This is a genomic window from Thalassotalea castellviae, assembly GCF_031846185.1.
Classification (GTDB): Bacteria; Pseudomonadota; Gammaproteobacteria; order Enterobacterales; family Alteromonadaceae; genus Thalassotalea_H; species Thalassotalea_H castellviae.
The window spans coordinates 685,635-706,476 of sequence record NZ_JAVRIF010000001.1 but is presented as its reverse complement, the minus strand read 5'-3'; the positions used below and the strand labels follow the sequence as shown (position 1 = coordinate 706,476).

17 protein-coding genes are annotated in these 20,842 nt (G+C 37.2%); 13 read left to right on the top strand and 4 right to left on the bottom strand.

The window, feature by feature from the left end:
• Nucleotides 1-18 precede the first annotated feature (18 nt).
• From RM573_RS03105 to RM573_RS03075, 7 genes are all read left to right on the top strand, one after another.
• Nucleotides 19-1,104 carry a response regulator gene (locus tag RM573_RS03105; protein ID WP_311577061.1) on the top strand — a complete coding sequence of 362 codons (1,086 nt, stop codon included), beginning with the start codon at nt 19-21 and terminating at the stop codon, nt 1,102-1,104.
• Nucleotides 1,105-1,107: 3 nt separating this feature from the next.
• Entirely contained in the window at nt 1,108-2,073 is a 966-nt protein-coding gene (locus tag RM573_RS03100) for a GGDEF domain-containing protein (RefSeq protein WP_311577059.1), read from the top strand.
• Nucleotides 2,074-2,349: 276 nt separating this feature from the next.
• Nucleotides 2,350-2,973, top strand: coding sequence for a TetR family transcriptional repressor PsrA (gene psrA, locus RM573_RS03095; protein ID WP_311577056.1), 624 nt, complete (start codon nt 2,350-2,352; stop codon nt 2,971-2,973).
• A gap of 129 nt (nt 2,974-3,102) precedes the next feature.
• Nucleotides 3,103-4,128, top strand: coding sequence for a beta-N-acetylhexosaminidase (nagZ, locus tag RM573_RS03090; protein WP_311577053.1), 1,026 nt, complete (start codon nt 3,103-3,105; stop codon nt 4,126-4,128).
• Between the two features lies 1 nt (nt 4,129).
• The gene (locus RM573_RS03085) at nt 4,130-5,512 is read left to right on the top strand and encodes an SLC13 family permease (RefSeq protein WP_311577050.1); all 1,383 of its coding nucleotides are present in this window, start codon (nt 4,130-4,132) and stop codon (nt 5,510-5,512) included.
• A 153-nt stretch (nt 5,513-5,665) separates the two neighbouring features.
• Nucleotides 5,666-7,522: a protein kinase domain-containing protein gene (locus RM573_RS03080; RefSeq protein ID WP_311577048.1), complete on the top strand. Its 1,857-nt coding sequence runs from the start codon at nt 5,666-5,668 to the stop codon at nt 7,520-7,522.
• A gap of 60 nt (nt 7,523-7,582) precedes the next feature.
• On the top strand, nt 7,583-7,957 hold the full coding sequence (locus RM573_RS03075; RefSeq protein WP_311577045.1) for a VOC family protein: 375 nt from the start codon (nt 7,583-7,585) through the stop codon (nt 7,955-7,957).
• 78 nt (nt 7,958-8,035) lie between these two features.
• On the opposite strand, the gene RM573_RS03070 is transcribed toward RM573_RS03075, so the two are convergent.
• Nucleotides 8,036-9,109 carry a patatin-like phospholipase family protein gene (locus tag RM573_RS03070; protein WP_311577042.1) on the bottom strand — a complete coding sequence of 358 codons (1,074 nt, stop codon included), beginning with the start codon at nt 9,107-9,109 and terminating at the stop codon, nt 8,036-8,038.
• A gap of 74 nt (nt 9,110-9,183) precedes the next feature.
• Complete coding sequence (locus RM573_RS03065) at nt 9,184-10,530, bottom strand: anti-phage deoxyguanosine triphosphatase (protein WP_311577039.1); 1,347 nt, start codon at nt 10,528-10,530, stop codon at nt 9,184-9,186.
• A gap of 148 nt (nt 10,531-10,678) precedes the next feature.
• Here RM573_RS03065 and RM573_RS03060 point away from each other — a divergent pair, with 148 nt between their 5' ends.
• Entirely contained in the window at nt 10,679-11,473 is a 795-nt protein-coding gene (locus RM573_RS03060) for a substrate-binding periplasmic protein (RefSeq protein WP_311577036.1), read from the top strand.
• A gap of 4 nt (nt 11,474-11,477) precedes the next feature.
• Here the strand turns inward: RM573_RS03060 and cmoB are convergent, their stop codons facing one another.
• A complete protein-coding gene (gene cmoB, locus RM573_RS03055) occupies nt 11,478-12,440 on the bottom strand; it encodes a tRNA 5-methoxyuridine(34)/uridine 5-oxyacetic acid(34) synthase CmoB (RefSeq protein ID WP_311577034.1) in 963 nt (320 codons plus the stop codon).
• A gap of 12 nt (nt 12,441-12,452) precedes the next feature.
• Nucleotides 12,453-13,187, bottom strand: a complete 735-nt coding sequence (gene cmoA / locus RM573_RS03050) for a carboxy-S-adenosyl-L-methionine synthase CmoA (RefSeq protein WP_311577032.1) — start codon at nt 13,185-13,187, stop codon at nt 12,453-12,455.
• A gap of 139 nt (nt 13,188-13,326) precedes the next feature.
• Between cmoA and RM573_RS03045 the strand changes: the two genes are divergently transcribed.
• The 5 genes from RM573_RS03045 to ruvB all read left to right on the top strand — a co-directional run bounded on the left by RM573_RS03045 (nt 13,327) and on the right by ruvB (nt 20,558).
• Nucleotides 13,327-16,149 carry a transporter substrate-binding domain-containing protein gene (locus tag RM573_RS03045; RefSeq protein ID WP_311577028.1) on the top strand — a complete coding sequence of 941 codons (2,823 nt, stop codon included), beginning with the start codon at nt 13,327-13,329 and terminating at the stop codon, nt 16,147-16,149.
• Nucleotides 16,150-16,315: 166 nt separating this feature from the next.
• A complete protein-coding gene (gene aspS, locus RM573_RS03040; protein WP_311577013.1) occupies nt 16,316-18,091 on the top strand; it encodes an aspartate--tRNA ligase in 1,776 nt (591 codons plus the stop codon).
• A 145-nt stretch (nt 18,092-18,236) separates the two neighbouring features.
• Nucleotides 18,237-18,773 (top strand): crossover junction endodeoxyribonuclease RuvC, encoded by a 537-nt coding sequence (gene ruvC, locus RM573_RS03035; protein WP_311577009.1) that lies wholly within the window; start codon nt 18,237-18,239, stop codon nt 18,771-18,773.
• A 119-nt stretch (nt 18,774-18,892) separates the two neighbouring features.
• Nucleotides 18,893-19,510 carry a Holliday junction branch migration protein RuvA gene (ruvA, locus tag RM573_RS03030; RefSeq protein ID WP_311577005.1) on the top strand — a complete coding sequence of 206 codons (618 nt, stop codon included), beginning with the start codon at nt 18,893-18,895 and terminating at the stop codon, nt 19,508-19,510.
• Nucleotides 19,511-19,553: 43 nt separating this feature from the next.
• Complete coding sequence (gene ruvB / locus RM573_RS03025) at nt 19,554-20,558, top strand: Holliday junction branch migration DNA helicase RuvB (RefSeq protein WP_311577002.1); 1,005 nt, start codon at nt 19,554-19,556, stop codon at nt 20,556-20,558.
• Nucleotides 20,559-20,842: the final 284 nt, after the last annotated feature.

Genomic DNA, 20,842 nt, shown 5'->3' with positions numbered 1-20,842 from the left:
GAAAATTAGAGTGAGTTTATGTCAACACCTTTATTAATTTGTGATGATTCGAATATGGCGCGTAAACAGGTGGCTCGATCGCTACCTGATGGATGGGATGTTGATATTAGCTTTGCAACAAATGGACGTGAAGCAATAGAGTTGATTAAAGCAGGAAAAGGCGATGTATTGCTTTTAGATTTAAATATGCCAGAAATGGATGGCTATCAAGTATTAGAGGCGATTGTTAAAGAAGATTTACCTACTATGGTCGTGGTAATTTCGGGTGATATTCAACCTGAAGCTCATCAACGAGTCACCAGTATGGGGGCTTTAGACTTTATCAAAAAGCCAGTTAATAAGGATAAATTAACGGATATTTTAAAAGCCTATGGTATTTTTTCTGATGAAGAAATGTCCTTTGAACCTGTGGTAAATACGGTTTTAGAAGAAAAAGTTAGCTTATCGCCAATGACAGAGCCTGTTGTTGCGCCAGAAGTCATAAGAGAAGCAGAGCCTGAGCTTGTTGTTCTTGATGCAGACTTAAGAGATTGTTATCAAGAAATTGCCAATGTTGCTATGGGGCAAGCGGGGGATTTACTCGCTAGGTTGCTCGATGTTTTTGTTGTTTTACCTATTCCCAATGTTAACTTAATTGAAGTCAGTGAATTAAGTATGGCATTGTCCGCAGTAGAAGAACATGAAAGCACTTCCGGAATATGCCAAGGTTTTATCGGTGCTGGTATTTCAGGAGAAGCCTTGTTAATTTTAAACGACTCTAGTTTTAAAGACGTTGCTTCTTTAATGAATTATCAATATGAAGTTGATGAAAGTACTGAACTTGAATTGTTAATGGATATGGCAAACTTACTGATTGGCGCATGTTTGAAAGGGGTATCAGAGCAGCTAGATATGACGTTTAGCCAAGGCCACCCCGTTGTATTAGGCCAACATCGGAAAATTTCTGAATTAATTGCGACCAATTCGACAAAATGGAAAAGAACTTTAGCGATAGAGATCAGTTATAACATTGAAAACTATCCAATAAAGTGTGATTTATTGTTGCTGTTTACTGAAGCATCAATGATTACGTTAAATAATAAAATTGCTTATTTGCTGGATTAATTTATGTCGTTAGAAACAGAACAAATGAATGAAATGCATTGGTTGATGGAAATGCTCCACACCATAGATGTTGGGTTAGTTGTTTTAGATCGGCAATATAACATTCAAATTTGGAATGGTTTTATGGAAAATCATAGCGGCTTGCTTCCAAGAGAAGTGAAAGGTAAGGCGTTGTTTGAGCTGTTTCCTGAAATTCCCAAAGAATGGTTTGTGAGAAAATCTGAATCTGTTTTCATGCTAAAAAATAAAGCGTTTACTATATGGGAACAGCGGCCATATCTTTTTAAATTTCAGAATTATCGGCCTATCACAGGTACCGCTGACTATATGTACCAGAACACAACATTTATTCCTTTAATGTCATCTACGGGTGAAGTTACCCATTTATGTTTAATTGTTTATGATGTAACTGATAACGCCACACATAAAAAAGATTTAGAGCAGGCAAATAGTGAATTAGAGGTATTAAGTCAAACGGATGGTTTAACGCAACTGTTTAATCGCATGCATTGGGAAAGTTGTTTAAAAAGCGAATTTAAACGCTGGCAACGTAGTGCGAATCCAAGCTGTTTAGTCATGATCGATATTGATAAGTTTAAAAATGTAAATGATACATACGGTCATGTGCTTGGTGATGAAGTCATTCGCCATATTTCTGAAAAAATTAGATATCATGTTAGAGAAACCGATATATCTGGGCGTTATGGTGGCGAGGAGTTTGCGGTGTTACTCGCCGATACTACCCTAGAAAATGCGCAAGTATTTGCTGAAAGACTGAGAAGGGAAATTGAAAATTCAGTGGTCAAGTATAATGATATTGATCTGAAATATACGATTAGTCTAGGTGTTGCAGAAATCGATGAAAGTATCAATAATTACGAAGCTTGGATTGAATGCGCTGATGCGGCTTTATATCGTTCAAAAGAAAACGGACGAAATAAAGTTTCATTACACCCTAAACAAGGCTGAATTAGCAAACAGCAAAAAACAACTTAAATCAGTTAAGCGTTGGTAGATTTTCACTTTTCATGCACTCAAAAACCTTAAATGAATCAATGATGGCGTTTTATTATCTGTTAAAACGCCATTTGTTTTTTATCAGCTCGTGTCGTTCAAACCTTCTTCTTGTAAACCCTTGGTTCGTATTACCTGAATTTTTATTGTTGATTTAACCTAGTTGCGTTATTTAAAACGCTTGTTTAAACTGTCAATATAAATCAAGAAATGAACTGGCAGTAATGACCTATGAGCACTAAAAATAAAATACTGGATGCAGCTGAGAGTTTGTTCGCTGATAAAGGCTTTAACGGTACATCATTACGTGAAATTACCAGTCTAGCGGAAGTCAATTTAGCAGCCGTTAATTACCATTTTGGCTCTAAAAAAGAGTTGATTAAAGCGGTGATGTCTCGTTATATGAACGAACTATCTCCAAATTTACAAGCCTCTTTACTCGTTATTTGCCAACAAGAAACTAAACCTACATTACATGAAGTGTTTTCGGCGTTTATTGAACCTTTATTATCTTTAAATGTGTTTAGAGAAAATGGTACGAGTAATTTTTTACAATTACTTGGTCGTGGATATACTGATAGCCAAGGTTTTTTACGCTGGTTTTTAACCACGCAATACCCAGAAGTCATTACTAACTTTGTGACGGCAGTTCAACGCGCTTATCCCGAACTTTCTGCGGAAGATATTTTTTGGCGATTACATTTCACCATGGGAACGGTTATTTTTACCATGTCATCAAGTGATGCGTTAATGGATATTGCCAAGAATGATTTCGAACAAGATGTTGATATTGCTGATGTAATTCGTAAAGTGATCCCGTTTGTCGCTTCTGGAGTTGGCGCTCCTTTAGACTAATACATGCTATAACTCATTTTTGGCTTTAAAAAGTTAAAACGATAAATTATTCAATCATCACTATGTTATTTAAGCTTAATTGGGTAGAGTTACTTCCTATAAAATAACAAAAAAATATGAATCGTTTTTATGGGTCCTATCATGATGGACGTGCTTGGCACGTCACTAACTGAAGAAGATAAAGAACTGCTGAGTCACCCTCTTATCGGTGGCTTAATTTTATTTACACGTAACTTCCAATCTCCTGAGCAACTAACTGAATTAGTTAAAAATATTAGAGCGGCTGCCAAAAAGCCTTTATTAATTGCAGTAGATCACGAAGGGGGCAGAGTACAACGATTTCGTGACGGCTTTTCTATTATTCCTGCTATGGGTAAGTTAATTGAATATGCCGATCAAGACATCAAAAAAGCACAGCAATTTGCGCAACAAAGTGGCGCGCTAATGGCGTTAGAAGTTCAAGCCGTTGGTATTGATATTAGTTTTGCACCAGTGCTCGACATCAATGGTATTAGTGAAGTCATTGGACAACGCAGTTTTCATCGTCAACCTGAAATAGTCACACCATTAGCACAATCGTTCATTGAAGGAATGCATTCAGTTGGCATGAAAGCTACGGGTAAACATTTTCCTGGTCATGGCAGTGTTCAAGCAGATTCGCATGTAAATTTGCCGATAGATAATCGCAGTTTAGCTGAGATCACTTGCCAAGACTTAATTCCTTTTCAACAATTGATTGCCTCAAACAATGTTGACGCTTTAATGCCAGCTCATGTTATTTACCCTGATGTTGATAATAAATCAGTCGGTTTTTCGCGTATATGGTTACAAGATATTCTACGAAATCAACTCAAGTTCAACGGCGTGATATTTAGTGATGACTTGTCAATGGAGGCAGCGGGTTCAATCGGAGGCTATGTTGAACGGTCTGAAGCGGCACAAGAGGCAGGCTGCGACATGTTGTTATTATGTAATAATCGTCAGGCCTTGATAAATGTTATTGATAATGCTCGATTAATCCATAATGTGGCAAGTGAAAAAAGAATTGCTCAGATGTTAAAAACTTCTGATTTCTCATGGCAGGCAATGCAGCAGCAACCTATGTGGCAAGAGTTATCTCAACGTAATCAGCAATTATTGATGCGAGAAAAATAGTATGTTGAAAATTAATAAATCATTAATGATTGTTGCAGCACCTCTCATTGCTGTGTGTAGTTATTTTATTTTATTGCAACTTGGGCTTGCAGATAAACCGGCTATTGCAGCTGCTATTACATTATTAACGGTTATATGGTGGGTAACAGAAGCTATTCCTATTCCAGCAACGTCACTGGTGCCTTTTGCATTATTACCTTTATTTGGCATCGTTGATCATAAAACCGTCGCTTCCTCTTTAGGTAGCCACGTTATCCTTTTGTTGATGGGAGCTTTTATGCTCTCCAAAGCAATTGAAAAAAGTGGCACGCATCATCGGCTTGCTGTCTATATGGTTAAGCTTGTTGGAGTCAGTAGTGCAAAACGTTTAGTGTTAGGGTTTATGTTAGCAACGGGCATTTTAAGTATGTGGATTTCTAATACCGCAACAACGCTTATTATGCTACCCATTGCGCTTGCCATTTTAACGCACGTAAATAACCCTCAGTTAAAAGTTGCTTTAATTTTAGGTATTGCTTATGCGGCAAGTGTTGGTGGGATAGGCACTCCTATTGGTACACCACCAAATGTTATTTTTATGGGGATTTATGAAGAGCATACAGGTCAAGAGTTTGGCTTTTTAAGTTGGATGAAAATTGGTATTCCTATAGTGCTGATTGTTTTACCTATTATGGCTTTATGGCTAACACGCAATATTACCTTAGAGCATAAAATTGAATTGCCTGAATTAGGCGCTTGGCGAAAAGAAGAAAGTAGAACGCTTTGGGTGTTTGGTTTAACGGCCTTAGCATGGGTAACCCGTGGAGAACCATTTGGTGGTTGGAGTGGTTTATTTGGTGTTGAGATAGCTGGCGATAGTACTGTAGCTCTTTTGGCTGTTGTGATCATGTTTTTGATCCCAAATGGTAAAGGTTCAAGGATCTTAGATTGGGAATCAGCGAAAGATATCCCATGGGGAATGTTGTTGTTATTTGCTGGCGGTATTGCAATTGCAAAAGGGTTTGTTGCGTCTGGGCTTAGTACGATTTTAGGCGATTGGTTAACGTCTTTAGCGAACTTACCAGCCATTTTAATGATTTTAACTATCTGTTTAGTGGTAACTTACTTAACAGAAATTACTAGTAATACCGCAACCGCTACGTTATTGATGCCTATTTTAGCTGTTGCAGCTGTTGCTTCTGGTTACGAGCCTAGTGTTTTCATGATCCCTGCGGCTATGTGTGCAAGTTGTGCTTTCATGCTTCCTGTGGCAACGGCTCCGAATGCCATCGCGTATGGTACAGGTGAAATTACTATTCAAGATATGGTAAAAGAAGGCGCGATTTTAAGCTTTATTGTTTCTTGTATCGTGGCGGGCAGCTGTTATTTATTATTATTATCTTAAAGATAAAAAAATGCCTTAGTGTTAACAAGTTAACGCTAAGGCATAAACTACATCTAAAAAATCTCTGGGGAGAGATATTATTTACAACGAGTATAAATTAAGCATGTTCATCATAGCTAAGCTATATGACCTTTTTATGACAAAATATTCGCGATGAAAAAAAGCAAAGGTTTAGTTGTGGGCAAGCATAAACTTCAACATTTTTACATTGCTGAAGAACAATCAATTTATTTATTGAGCCATAAAGATGCCACGAAACTGAAAGAGTGGGTGGATTTATGTCAGCAACAGTTGAAACTATTAGGCTATTCAGAAATATCTCTTATCGGTAAAGGAGCTTTTGGCTTTGTTTTTGGTGGGATAAACAGCACTGGCTTAGCACAAGTATTTAAATTTTCTCGTATTAATTTACCTCAGCATGTTCAAGATAGGCTTGCGGAAGAAGCGGAAATTCAAGCTCAATTAGCCCACCCTAAAATTCCAAAAATCATCGAATATTATAAAATTAAACGTCAATCCATCGTGCATATGGAGCGAGCACCAGGTATTAACCTCGAGCAATATTCTCATTTACACGGGCCATTGCCTCCTGAGTTAATTGTTCATATAGCCTTGCAATTGGCTGATATTTTAGTGTATTTACGCGATACTTCTTTGCATCAAAATGGTAAGCCTTATGTACACGGTGATATAAAACCGTCGAATGTGGTTTTTCATGAGGAAAGTCAGCAAGTTTACTTGGTTGATTGGGGCTCTGCAGTCACCGCACAACTTGATATTCACGGCAATACCACATCCAATAATGTTATGGATTTGATGAGCAGTGATTTACAAAATTCTAATGCACGCTTAGGCGATGTTTACTTTATCGGGCCGGAACAAATCAATGGCAATTTATCCTCTCCTCGTTTTGATGAGCAAGGATTAGCCGCCACTTTATACGCCTTGGCTTCAGGACAATCATGCCGCTACGGACACAATGTAATAACCCCTTGCTCCCTTGGGTTACCTAAAGTTTTAGCTAAAATCATTGAAGCTATGCTCAGTGATGATCCTCAACAAAGAAACCAAGCAGGCGATTATTTTTTTAATCATTTAAAGCTACTAAAAAATACAGTGTTAGCAAGTACACCAACGACACCTGAGATTAAACCTTTAATACCTGTGTGGATCAAAGCGTCAACACAAGAAATAGATACGGTTGTTTATGGCTCTCGAAAATCGTTTTTACGCGAAGAGAGCGACAGCGACTCGTTATCTGATATTGATGATGCTCAGTTAGAAAAATATTACAAAAACTACTTAATGGGAATGGGAGATACCGAAAAAGCTTTTGTGGCTGCGGTTAGTCGTTTAGGTAACTTCCCTGTTGTTGGTGGCTTAGCGATTCGATGGGAAAAAGAAGGGGTTTATATTGATTCGAATTTAACCATGTTTGATCAATCGTTAAAAACATCTTTTCAAAGTGCTGTAAATAATATGATCCGACTCGCACAAGGTATTTTTCGCGTTGGTGTTTTCAAAAGTTGTTTGTTTAATGCTCGGAATACGTTACATGTTGAGCGTGAAGATGAAAACGCACCTTTCTCAGTTACGCCGGGACAAAAAATACACTTTGATATCAGTGATGTACCAGAAGTTGACGACATCACCAAATTGCACTCATATTTTGAAGACGGTAAAGACCCTGATGAATATTTATATTTACCGGATGAAATTATGACGGTGTTAACGCGGTTAAACTCAATTCATCATACCGGCTGTATTATTTTTGAAGTGTTACCAACCCATTTAAAAATTCACAGTTACTTAATGTTGTTAAACCATGATAAAGAGCAAGAGTTTAGGCAGTGTTTAGCTGAAATATTGCAACTTTTACCGACTATCAATGGTCAAGGGATTTCGGGGTTTATGAAATTACCTTATAAAGATACCCGTTTTTTTGAACATATAAATAAATTGCCTGAGAAGTTTTATCCGGCAAACCCTAAACTCAAGACAAGCAAATAAACGACTATACTGATTATTAGCAGCAACTTTTTATGCAATTATCACCACATGGAGAAAAATATGACTGACAAAATAGGTGAAATGGCTTGGTTAGATCTTTCAGTTAACAATGCTGAACAAGTAAAAGATTTTTATCAACAGGTTATTGGTTGGCAAAGTGAAGCTGTGTCTATGGGAGATTATAATGACCATACGGTTATGTCGCCAAGCTCAGGAGAGGCCGTGGGTGGAATTTGTCATGCACAAGGTTGTAATGCTGATTTACCTCCTGCGTGGTTGCCGTATTTTTTAGTTGAGAATGTCACTGAATCTGTCGCCCAAGTTTTGGCAAATGGCGGTGAAATGGTTACTGAAATTAAATCAATGGGCGATGATAAATATGCGGTGATAAAAGATCCTGCAGGCGCGGTTTGTGCTATTTATCAAAAAGCCTAGCAATAAAATGAGGTAAACGGTATCGAGTAATTCCCGTTTACCTTTAATCGAAAGTTATGCTAATTCTTTTGCTTTAAGTTAAGCCTGAAAAGGCTTTAGTTGGCTGAGGTCTGGTTGTTGGCAAAAAGCATCAAAACGCTCAGCTAAACGTTCTGTTTCAGTTAAAACCGTGCGCCAATATTTGATACGTGTAGTGGCATCCATTTCAGTGAAGTCTTTTCTATCCGGAATTTTGCCAAATGGTAATGACGCAATAAATTGTTGAGACGGCACTATCATCACAACATTTTGATAGTGATTTTCTTGTACTTTGCGAGTTAAATTTTTATCAAACCATCCAGCTTTTGGCTGCGCATTAAAGTGGGGGTATAAAATTAAACCTTCATTCTCACTCTTCTGATTCTCAGCATTTTCTATTTGAATATCAAAATGATAATCAATAATGCCGCCATCTCGGTACATTCCTTTTGGTGAGTTTGGAATATCTTTTACCCCTTGCATTACCATAGGAATTGAACCCGATGCAAGTAAAGCAGCTTTTAAGTTCCGTTCTGTTAAAGGCTGATAAAAGGTGTCAAATTGACAATGGTCAGTAAGTCTTACTCGACTATTGGGATGATGATATACATAACGTTGATATTGGTGTTTTAATAAATTTCGGTCAATTCGATTTAACACAATGCTGCCCAATAAACCTAAAAACTGTAAGGGCTTACTGTCAAAACTTGTTAATCCTTGGCATTTTGCAACTATAAAATGTGCCTTAAAAATAGGGTTGTTAATGATCTCTGCCATGCCATTCTTGCCATAAACAGCGTCTAATAACGTTTTAGCTTTGGTGGTAATTTCAAGCGCATCGGCTTTTTCAGTATAAACCGTTTCACTATAAATTTTAGCTAAGCGAGTAATGGCAGCTACCGGATCTTTTTGAGCTAGGGCACCAAAACGAAATGCACCTGCCGATGAGCCTATTAAGTTGAGTTCAGTTGTTCGTTCTTGAAAGAACTCGCCAAATATATACTTATCTAGCCCAAACAAGGTAAACCATTTAGGTCCACCGCTGGCGCCGAGCATTGAAGTGAATAATTCTTGTTTAAAACCTTGTTGCTGAATGGTTTTTAGCGCGTGGGTTCCGGCATAAATATCAAGCATGACTAATGTTATATCTCTACTTTTTTAAGATTTTTATTTATTTTACTTTTGGGGCGACGGTTAAATCGTACACATTATAAATTCGACCAAGAGTAATGACTTTGATTACTTGGCACAAATAAAGTTTGATATAAATTTGTGGCGTAATCGTCTGTCATTCCCGCAACATAATCTGCAATGATCCGATGACAATTCGTGCCATCAGCTTTTGCTCGTAAATAACGTGCTTTCGCATTTATCGGTAGTAACCTTTCAGGATCCGACGCTAGTGCTTCAAAAAGTTCCATGACAACTTGTTGGCCACGATATTCAATTTGTTGAATTGCCGTTTGTTTAATAACAAATTGAAGGACAAAGTCTTTAAATATTTGTAATGCTTTTTTAGCAATATCAGGATGTTGAGCATTGTACCTTAAAAGCGGCTCCGAAAAGTTGATATTATCAGCTTCATTCAAATCAACTAACACAATTTCCGTGATCAAATAATTGACTAATCCGCCAATTGCTTCTTTTTGCAAGTGATGTTGTTGACTAAATAATTGCTGAGTTAAAGTCTCACTAATTTCCTGTAACCATTCATCATCAAGTACTTTCAGTTGCTTAACAACATGCTCTTCAAAATCGTTTTGGTTAACAACGCCGGTAACGATGGCATCTTCTAGATCGTGAATGCCATAAGCAATATCATCTGCGAGCTCCATGATGGAGCAATCGAGTGATTTAAATAACGTTTTATTGTGCTTATTTTTATGTTGAGTGGTTTGCTGAAATAATGATTTATCTTCTAAGTTCAATGGAGCAAGCACCCAATTTAAAGTCTCTTCATCGTCTAAAAATAATCCCTTGGGTGGATGGCAATCTGCTGCTTTTAATTGACGATGCGATGATAAGGTTTTGACTTGATCTGATGATGATAAACAATCAATGGTTTGAGGGTATTTCATTAGTCCTAATAACGTACGTCTGGCTAAATTCATCCCGTAATTTTCACTATAAGGTTCTAACTTGGAAACTATCCGAAAAGTTTGTCCGTTTCCTTCGAAGCCGCCAAAGTCACGCATCATATAATGTAAGGCAACTTCACCACCATGACCAAAAGGCGGATGACCTATGTCATGAGCTAAACAAATGGCTTCTATTAGGGTGTCATTTTCTGGAAATAACGTTGCTGTGAGATCTGGAAATTTATCTCTTAGTTGAGCACTGATACCTGATCCGATTTGTGCTGCTTCTAATGAATGTGTCAGACGAGTTCGATAAAAGTCACTTTGACCACTGCCCATTACTTGTGTTTTAGATTGCAGTCGACGAAAAGCGGCGGAGTGAAGAATTCTTGCTCTGTCTCGTTGAAAAGGGCTACGGTGATCTTGTCGACGTGTTGCCACTTTAGTAAATTGTCTCGTTAACCAGATATTATTCATAGCAGACCTAATATATTATTAAAATACATGCTAAACTTCTGTATTGTTGTAACAGATAGTTTCTTAACTTTCACGTTAACATTTTACTTAGTTTATTGTTAGTCAAAAACGATATATTGTTGAAAGTTATAGAAAAGCAAGGGTGTAAATGGGGTCTTTTTATAAAATAATTTGTTGTCTAGTTTTTATTACGCCATTGTTAATTAAAGCAGTAGAATATACTGATCTAGCCGTTGAACAAAAAAACATTTTTCCACGAGACTCGATAGTAGATAAACATAGCCTAGAGCTTGTCACTGGTTTAGCAAAGCCTCCTTTTATCCTAGAAGATCAACAACATGGTTTGCAACTCGATTTGATCAGAGAAGCCTTTGCTAGCGAAAACTATAACGTTAACTTTAATGCAATGCCGCTGGGGCGAAATCTTACTGGCTTTCGACGCATGAACGCCGACGGCATCATAACGTTACCGCCAAGCTATGAACATCCTGCACTTTTTATTTCAAAGCCTTACATCATTTATCAAAATGTCGCGGTGAGTCTTTCTGAAGATAACTTTAAAATTGAGCAAATATCAGAACTATCTGATAAAAGCATTATTGCATTTCAAAATGCTAAGAAATTTCTTGGTGACGAATATGAAGGTACCATCGCTTACTCAATGGATTACCGAGAAGTGCCTGATCAAATGAAGCAAATTGAATTATTGTTTTTACGTAGAACGGAAGTGATAATTCTTGATATTAATATATTTAAGTATTTCGTAAAAACACAAAAAAATCCGCTTTTTAATAAACCATATACCGTGCATTATATTTTTAATGAACGCCCTTATTCAGTAGGTTTTAAATCTAATGAGTTAAAGGAAACATTTGATAAAGGCATAGAAACCATTAAAGAAAACGGTACTTATCAGTTGGTAATAGATAACTATCTGAATTAAAAAGTTATTTATTAGCAATGAAAATGGCTCTTTTCGGCGCTGGGTAACCTTCTATTGTTTTTGATTGATCGTCTGGATCAAGGAAGTCTTCTAAAGATTCAGTGTCTATCCAGTCTGTTTTGCGTTGTTCGCCAAGGGCTGTAACATCTGTATTGACCACCCGAATATTGCTAAAGCCACAACGAGCTAACCACGCACACATTGCATCACAACTTGGTAGAAACCAGACATTACGCATTTTCGCATAACGTTCGCCAGGCACTAATACAGTATTTTCATCCCCATCAACCACTAATGTTTCTAGTACTAATTCACCGCCTTTTACGAGTTGTGACTTTAATTGATATAAAAAATCAATCGGTGAACGTCGATGATATAAAACGCCCATAGCAAATACACTGTCAAAGGCATGTAATTCGGGTAATTGTTCGACACCTAAAGGTAATAGGTGAACTTGTTTATCATTGACAAAATGCTGGATGGCGTTAAATTGAGTAAAAAATAGCTGAGTTGGATCAATTCCCACGACAAATTCTGCACCTTCACCTCGCATTCGCCATAAGTGATAACCACTGCCACAACCTATGTCTAATACATATTTATTTTTCAATGAACTGATATGAGGAAGGAGTCGATCCCACTTAAAATCAGATCGCCATTCGGTATCAATATGTAAGCCATGAATATGGTAAGGACCTTTGCGCCAAGGTTTGAATTTTTTTAATAAGTTTTCTAAACGTTTATATTCACCCTCTTTAATGTCGCTTTTTTCACCGACAATTACACCATCTTGTAAATTGATGCTTGATGGCTTTGTTTCTGGTAATGCATCGAGTGTTTTTTGCCATTGTAAAAACTCACCATGCAGTTCTTGTTTTTGCCAGTGGGTAAGTTGAGCAGGTAGGGTGTTTAACCAATGAGATAAGCGGTTTTGAGCGATTTCTTGATAAAAAGTATTAAAATTCATTGAGACAACTACTTATTTGATGGCGACTAAAGAGTAAAAGTTAAAACATTGAAACCAAGGCGTTACGTGAGTAAAGCCGGCATTTTTCAATCGTGTTATTTGAGTATCAACCGTATCAGTGAGCATAACTTTTTCTAAAGCCGTTCGCTTTTGAGCTATTTCTAAATCACTGTATCCGTTGGCACGTTTAAAGTTATGATGTAAATCAGTTAATAAATTTTGGCATGTTTGATCGTCAGTAGAGAGTTTTTCAGATAATACCAATGCGCCACCGGGTAGTAAGCCATTGGCAATATTATTGATGACTTGTTCGCGCAGGTTAGGCTCAATAAATTGTAAAGTAAAATTCAAGACAACCATTGAAGCATTGTGAATTGGGTAATCGACAATATTCCCTTCTACAATTTCAGCAGGCGTTTCTCCTTTAAAAGCATTAATATGCATTTTACAACGTTCAACCATGGCTGTGGAGTTATCGACACCTATTATTTGACAATTTTGAGCAGTAATTGCTTTTCGCATAGCTAAGGTTGCAGCACCTAAAGAACAACCTAAATCATAAATATTTGAATTATTACTGACATATTGCTGACTTAATTGAGCAATCGTTTCTATAATAGTATTGTAGCCTGGTACTGAACGTGAAATCATATCAGGAAAAACTTCTACAACTTGTGCGTCAAAAGTAAAATCTTTCACTTTACTTTGTTTGTTTGAAAAAATTAAATCGGTTTCTGAGCGAGTCATAGCGTAAAGTCATTGTGTAGGAATGCTAATTGCTGGTATTTTAACTGAAAAACAATGATCAATAAAATGGATAAATATTATTTGCCTATACTAATAGTGCTAAAGACAGTTAAATAAATCCCATAAACAGGAGAAAGGCTTGAAATTTTGGTTAGTTAAATTTTTATTTATTAATACCTTATTCTTTTGTTGCCAAGTATTTGCTCAAACTAAAGCAGAAATACCACAACCTATTAAAATAGCGTTCAATAAAACTTCATTCCCATATCATTTTCAAAATCAGCAAGGTGAGGCTGATGGCATTATGGTGGATTATTGGAAACTATGGGCGAACAAACAAAATGTAGTCGTTGAGTTTGTTCCTATGAGTTGGCTTGAAACATTAGCTTCCGTGAGTGAAGGTGAAGCCGATATTCATGCAGGCATGGCCAAAACCGATAATAGAGCAAAAGTGTTTACTTTTACCGACACTTTTTTTAAACAAAAAAGCCACATATATTTACACCGTAATTACGAACATATTGAAACGCTTCAACAATTAATACCGCTCACCATTGGCGTTGTTGCTGGGTCAAGTCATATAGAAATCCTGAAAAAATTAAACCCTGATTTTATGATCCGGGAATATAAAAGTAGGTTTGCATTATTTGATGGCGCATTAAACGGTGAAATAGCCGCATTTAGTATTTTAGATCGAGTATTTCGAAATTATCAAAAACGAAAAGAACTATTAACGCAATTTCCAACCTATCGTAGAATTTTATTAAATCAAGATGAATATGTTTCGGCGGTTAAAAAAGATAATACTGTGTTAGCCCAGTTTATTGAGGACGGATTAGCAAAAATAACACCAGAAGATAAAACGATATTAGAGAAAAAATGGTTAGGGTTTAATAAAAGCGCCGATAAAGTATTACTTGCGTATACGCCTAATTTACTCCCTTACATGGGAGAGTCTATTAATGGCAAGGCACAAGGTTTATTTATTGATATTTGGCGTTTATGGTCAGAACAAACAGGGTTAGCGGTAGAGTTTATTCCTGAAAAAATGACGGATGCAGTTGAATTGATCAAAGCAGGAGAGATTGATGCCCATGTTGCTTATCCCAATAATAAACTCTCTAGTGATAACTTAACGCTCGCTCATCAAATTTATGCTGTACCTTCAAATGTTTATATCTCAAATAATATACCGAATATCACTGAGCTTTCTCAACTTAATGGCAAACGATTAGGTATCTTTAAGACCGCACCTTACATAGCACAGATTGCAAAATATCATCCCGACATAAAACTGGTGTTTCTTAAAAACTATAAAGATGTGTTAAAAGCCATTGATAAAAATGATATAGATGCATTTGTTGGCGCAGTTGAAACCACACACGAACAGCTTACACAAGCAAATTTACAACTCGCTTTTTATAAGCTACCTATTAGCCCTTTTAAAACTAATATTTTTGCTTTAACGCAACATAAAAACACGCGTCTTGTCGAAATTATAAAGGAAGGTTTTGAACTCCTACCAACAGCAGCATTAATTCAACTGGAAGAAAATTGGTTATCAAATAAACAAGAAGGTTTTTATAAGCAAAGCGCTAAAAAAGTGGAATTAACCAAAGATGAAAAAACTTTTTTATCAGAAGTAGACACCATAAAAGTAGGGATTAACAAAAGTTGGCGACCGGTAGAGTTTGTTAATGAAAATGGTAAAGCAGAAGGGATAAATGCTGATATTTTGGCACTGATCAGTCAGAAAACTGGCATTAATTTCACCTTTAAATTTTATGACAGCTGGAGCGAAATGTTACAAGGCGTTATCAATAAAGAAGTAGATTTACTTGGTAGTGCTAATGAATCAGAAGAGCGTAAAAAAGTACTTTCATTTACCGACTCATACTGGGATATGCCTTGGGTTGTTATTCATCAACGTCAACAAAAAAGTGGTTTGAAATTAAAAGACTTTTACGGAAAGAAATTGGCAATCGTTAAAGGTTATCATGTCGCGAAAGTCATTCAAAAAGATCACCCCAACATTATTTTAAAATTAGTAGACGATCACGAAGAGGGTATAAAAGCAGTTCAGCAAGGAGCGGTTCAAGGGTTAATCGAAAACATAGCCTCAGCTTCTGAACTTATTCGACGTGAAAGTTTGATGACTTTATATATGTCGGTGGTTGATGAATTTAATATTGATAAGAATAGTTTTGCGATTCGTAAAGATTGGCCTGAATTAACCCGTATTATTAATAAAGCTTTATTAACTATTTCTGAAAGTGAGCGTTTAGTCATTTATGAAAAATGGTTTGGCATTAATTTAGAAACAGGCTTTGATAAAGACACGGTTTTAAGACTGTCGGCGCAAATTGGGGTTATTATTATTACAATCATAGTGGTTATTGTTGTGTGGAATAGACGTCTTTATGTCGAAATTCAAACACGAAAATCCCTCGAGAAAAAAATGAAGCATATGGCAACGCATGATGAATTGACGGGGCTAGCAAATCGCGTTTTATTAAAAGATAGAATTAAAACCGCCATCAACTTTCATCAACGCCAGTCATTACAAATGGCATTATTGTTTATTGATCTCGATGGCTTCAAAGGTATTAATGATACCTATGGGCACGATGTTGGCGATGAATTACTGATACAAGTGGCTGACCGATTATCTCAGTGTGTTCGTAAATCTGATACCACGGTACGCTTTGGTGGTGATGAGTTTGTGCTATTACTCACAGGACTTCATAACAAAGATGAAGCTGCTTTTATTGCAGAAAAAGTACTACAACTGATGCAAAAGCCCTTTCAATTATCTATCGCCCAAGCCAAAATCGGGTGTAGTATTGGAATTGCAATGTATCCTGGCGATGCTAAATCTGAAACCGACTTACTAAAAGAAGCCGATAGATTAATGTATGAAGTAAAAGCCACGGGTAAAAATCATTTTGCATTTAGTTCATAAGTCGTTTGTTGGTGGCACCCCACATTGTAAATAGGTTTTTTATCATCTCGCATTGAATACTGGTGACTTTAATCTTGATTGCTTTATAATGTCGGCAAATTTTTATCCTAAAAGAAACCTGCGAAAAACAAGTCGCTAAATTCTCGAGTAATCAAGGCAAATTAGTATGCGTACGCTTTATTGTGGTGAGGTCAATGAATCTCATATCGGTCAAGAAATAACATTATGTGGTTGGGTTAACAAACGTCGTGATTTAGGCGCTGTTATCTTCTTAGATATCCGTGACCGTGAAGGCATAGTGCAAGTTGTTTATGATCCTGACTTACCTGAGGTGATCAAAAAAGCCAATACTTTACGCAATGAGTTTTGTGTACAAATTAAAGGTAAAGTTCGTGCTCGTCCAGAAGGACAAATCAACAAAGACATGAAAACCGGCGGTATCGAAGTATTAGGTTTAGATCTAACTATCTTAAATAAGTCTGCGCCATTACCCCTTGATTCAAACCAAACTAACTCAGAAGAGCAACGCTTAAAGTATCGTTATTTAGATTTGCGTCGCGCTGAAATGACAGAGCGTATGCGTTTTCGTGCAAAAGTAACGTCAGCGGTTCGTTCTTCACTTGAATCACAAGGTTTCTTAGATATTGAAACACCAATTCTTACCGCGGCAACTCCTGAAGGTGCACGCGATTATTTAGTACCAAGTCGTACCCACAAAGGGCAGTTTTTTGCATTACCGCAATCACCACAGTTATTTAAGCAGTTGTTGATGATGTCGGGAATGGAACGATACTATCAAATCGTTAAATGTTTCCGTGATGAAGATTTACGAGCCGATAGACAGCCAGAATTTACTCAAATAGATATTGAAACGTCATTTATGTCATCAGATCAAGTGATGGAAGTGACAGAGAAAATGATCCGTGAATTGTTTCAAACCATGTTGAATGTAGATTTGGGCGAATTTCCTCGCATGCCATATTCTGAGGCAATGTCTCGTTTTGGCAGTGATAAGCCTGATTTACGTAATCCATTAGAGATAGTGGATGTTGCAGACATTCTAAAAGACGTTGAATTTAAGGTGTTTTCAGGACCAGCTAACGATGAAAAAGGTCGTGTTGCAATCATTTGTGTTCCGCAAGGCGCTGCGAAATTTTCACGGAAAGGACTTGATGAATTAACTAAATATGTTGGTATTTATGGCGCGAAAGGCATGCCTTGGTTAAAAGTCAATGACATTGATGCCGGCATGGATGGCTTACAATCGCCAATTTTAAAATTTTTAACAGAAGATGCTGCTAAAGCTTTGCTTGCACGTGCAAACGCCAAATCAGGTGATATTATTTTCTTTGGTGCTGATCAATACAATGTAGTGAGTGAATCACTCGGTGCACTGCGCCTTAAATTAGGTGAAGATCTAGAATTACTAACAGGCGAATGGAAACCATTGTGGGTAGTTGACTTCCCAATGTTTGAAGAAGTTGATGGTCATATGCATGCTATTCATCACCCCTTTACTGCCCCGACAAACTTAACCGCAGAAGAGCTTGAAGCGAATCCTGTCGGCGCATTATCTGATGCCTATGATATGGTACTAAATGGTTGTGAATTAGGCGGAGGCTCTGTCCGTATTCATAATCAAGATATGCAAGCAGCTGTCTTTAGAATTTTAGGGATCAGTGATGAAGAAGCACAAGAAAAATTTGGCTTCTTACTTGAAGCATTACAATACGGTGCGCCGCCACATGCTGGTTTAGCGTTTGGTTTAGACAGACTCGTGATGTTAATGACAGGTGCAAGTTCAATTCGTGATGTAATGGCATTCCCTAAAACGACGACTGCGGCTTGTCCGTTAACCAATGCTCCCGGGCAAGCAAACCCTGAACAACTGAAAGAGTTAGGAATTGCTAAAACCGAAGAAAACGCTGCTGCAACTGAATAGTTGTTAACTTAGTTAGCTTTACTTTGAAAGCAGTAAATATGTAAATATTTACTGCTTTTTTAATGGCAGAATATTTTTCAACTTGATATAAAGGGTTGAATAATGAAAATCTTTCACCTTTTAGCAACGCTATAGGAATGTATCTTTGTCTATTATTTTAGGAATTGATCCTGGCTCTCGAATTACAGGATATGGCGTTATTAGGCAAGAAGGCCGTAAACTTTCATATTTAGGTAGTGGATGCATTAAAGCCTTTTCTGTTAATAAAGAAGATGAAAATTTCAGTGACAGACTCCAAACAATATTTGCTGGTGTATCTGAGCTAATTATTCAATTTAATCCTGAGCTATTTGCTATTGAGCAAGTATTTATGGGGGTTAATCCTGGTGGTGCGTTAAAACTTGGTCAGGCTAGAGGAGCAGCGATTGTTGCGGCAACCAATAATGGTTTAACGGTTGCAGAATATTCAGCAAGACAAATCAAACAGTCAGTTGTTGGCACAGGCGCAGCCGATAAAACACAAGTTCAACATATGGTGAAATCTATTTTAAAGCTTCCAGGTACACCGCAAGCCGATGCTGCCGATGCTTTAGCCGTAGCATTGTGCCACGCCCATAGTCATGATTCTTTAGATAAAATGGCAGGACAAGCAACCAAAATGGTTAGAGGACGATTGCGTTAATTACTGGCAAAATAGCCGTTGTTAATAATAATTTTCTCGAACAGCCTAACAGGTACTTTACTGTATAAATATATAGTGTTATGGTTTCTTAAAATAATTTCATTCAAGGTTTTATTGCTGTGATAGGTCGTTTACGTGGTATTTTGGTGGAGAAAATCGCTCCAGAAGTGTTAATTGAATGTGGCGGTATTGGTTATGAAGTGACGATGCCAATGACCAGTATTTATGCTTTACCTGAGTTAAATGAAGAAGCTATTATTTATACGCACTTTGTTGTTCGAGAAGACGCACAATTATTATATGGTTTTGCGAATAAAGTTGAACGTAAACTTTTTCGTTTGTTGATAAAAGTTAATGGCGTTGGTCCTAAATTAGGTTTAGCTATTTTGTCGAGTATGTCGGCGGACCAGTTTGTCAGTTGTGTAAGCCACGATGATTTAACGACTATCGTTAAAATTCCAGGCGTTGGTAAGAAAACCGCAGAGCGTTTATTAATTGAAATGCGTGATCGTCTCAAAGATTGGCAAGCTGGTAGTGATACAAGCTCATCAGAAGGTTTCGCTTTAAATGTTCAGCAAACAGATAGTTATGTTAATAATGCGAAAGGTGATGCAACTAACGCCTTGGTGTCTCTTGGTTATAGTCAACAACAAGCGGACAAAGCGATTAAATCAATATTTAGTGCCGACAAGTGTAGCGAAGATTTGATCAGAGACGCTTTAAAGGCAATGTTATAAATATCTTATCGGTATTTGATAAATTAAAGAATAGAGAAAGTAAATGATAGAAGCTGATCGATTAATTGAGCCTGTTGCGACCTTGGAAGATGAAGGAGTCGATCGGGCTATTCGTCCAAAATTATTAGCTGATTATACTGGTCAAGATCATGTTAAAACCCAAATGGAAATTTTCATTGAAGCGGCAAGAAAGCGTGGTGAGCCACTTGATCATTTACTGATATTTGGCCCGCCCGGCTTAGGTAAAACAACGTTAGCAAATATTGTTGCCAATGAAATGGGAGTAAATATTCGCACAACTTCAGGCCCGGTTTTAGAAAAAGCGGGTGATCTTGCGGCACTATTAACGAACCTTGAAGAAAATGACGTACTTTTTATTGATGAAATTCATCGATTAAGTCCTGTTGTTGAAGAAGTGCTGTACCCGGCGATGGAAGATTATCAATTAGATATCATGATCGGTGAGGGGCCTGCTGCGCGATCTATCAAACTCGACTTACCTGCTTTCACTTTAATTGGTGCTACAACCCGAGCAGGTGCATTAACTTCACCATTACGTGACCGTTTTGGCATAGTGCAACGATTAGAGTTTTACAACACCAAAGATTTAACAGACATCGTGAAACGTTCTGCACATTTTCTAAATTTAAATATGGATGAACAAGGAGCGTTTGAAGTGGCAAAACGTTCGCGAGGTACTCCTAGAATTGCTAATCGATTATTACGTCGTGTCCGTGATTATGCCGATGTGAAAACAGCGGGTGAAGTGGATCAAAATACAGCAAGTAAAGCGTTGAATATGCTCGAAGTTGATAGCGAAGGTTTTGACATTATGGATAGAAAACTTTTGCTAGCGATTATTGAAAAATTCCAAGGTGGACCTGTCGGATTAGATAATGTTGCAGCAGCGATAGGTGAAGAACGAGAAACCATTGAAGATGTGCTCGAGCCTTTTTTAATTCAACAAGGCTATTTACAACGTACCCCACGCGGTCGTATCGTGACAGATAAAGCTTATCAGCACTTTTCCTTACTTAACCCTCAATGACGCTATGTATACATAGCCTATCAATGATTGATTGTTGATTGATAGTGAAGAAATAACTCCCTCTTATTGCATGACGAACTAAAATTTAGTTAAAAAAAAGCCCGCTCAATTGAAGCGGGCCAACTTAAGACTTAAGTTACTAGAAGGAAAAAATGTTTCAAAAAACATGTCAGAGAGAATAAATAACAAGTTACCTATTCAAAATCTAGTTCATGATAAAACCTAGGGGGAGAGTTTTTCATGGGCTAGCTCAGAAAACAAAGCCATTATATGGATGCTAACCA

Excerpts from the sequence above, each read along its gene's own strand:
- RM573_RS03105 (WP_311577061.1), top strand. The coding sequence starts at position 19 with ATGTCAACACCTTTATTAATTTGTGATGATTCGAATATGGCGCGTAAA.
- RM573_RS03100 (WP_311577059.1), top strand. The coding sequence starts at position 1,108 with ATGTCGTTAGAAACAGAACAAATGAATGAAATGCATTGGTTGATGGAA.
- psrA (WP_311577056.1), top strand. The coding sequence starts at position 2,350 with ATGAGCACTAAAAATAAAATACTGGATGCAGCTGAGAGTTTGTTCGCT.
- nagZ (WP_311577053.1), top strand. The coding sequence starts at position 3,103 with ATGGGTCCTATCATGATGGACGTGCTTGGCACGTCACTAACTGAAGAA.
- RM573_RS03085 (WP_311577050.1), top strand. The coding sequence starts at position 4,130 with ATGTTGAAAATTAATAAATCATTAATGATTGTTGCAGCACCTCTCATT.
- RM573_RS03080 (WP_311577048.1), top strand. The coding sequence starts at position 5,666 with ATGAAAAAAAGCAAAGGTTTAGTTGTGGGCAAGCATAAACTTCAACAT.
- RM573_RS03075 (WP_311577045.1), top strand. The coding sequence starts at position 7,583 with ATGACTGACAAAATAGGTGAAATGGCTTGGTTAGATCTTTCAGTTAAC.
- RM573_RS03070 (WP_311577042.1), bottom strand. The coding sequence starts at position 9,109 with ATGCTTGATATTTATGCCGGAACCCACGCGCTAAAAACCATTCAGCAA.
- RM573_RS03065 (WP_311577039.1), bottom strand. The coding sequence starts at position 10,530 with ATGAATAATATCTGGTTAACGAGACAATTTACTAAAGTGGCAACACGT.
- RM573_RS03060 (WP_311577036.1), top strand. The coding sequence starts at position 10,679 with ATGGGGTCTTTTTATAAAATAATTTGTTGTCTAGTTTTTATTACGCCA.
- cmoB (WP_311577034.1), bottom strand. The coding sequence starts at position 12,440 with ATGAATTTTAATACTTTTTATCAAGAAATCGCTCAAAACCGCTTATCT.
- cmoA (WP_311577032.1), bottom strand. The coding sequence starts at position 13,187 with ATGACTCGCTCAGAAACCGATTTAATTTTTTCAAACAAACAAAGTAAA.
- aspS (WP_311577013.1), top strand. The coding sequence starts at position 16,316 with ATGCGTACGCTTTATTGTGGTGAGGTCAATGAATCTCATATCGGTCAA.
- ruvB (WP_311577002.1), top strand. The coding sequence starts at position 19,554 with ATGATAGAAGCTGATCGATTAATTGAGCCTGTTGCGACCTTGGAAGAT.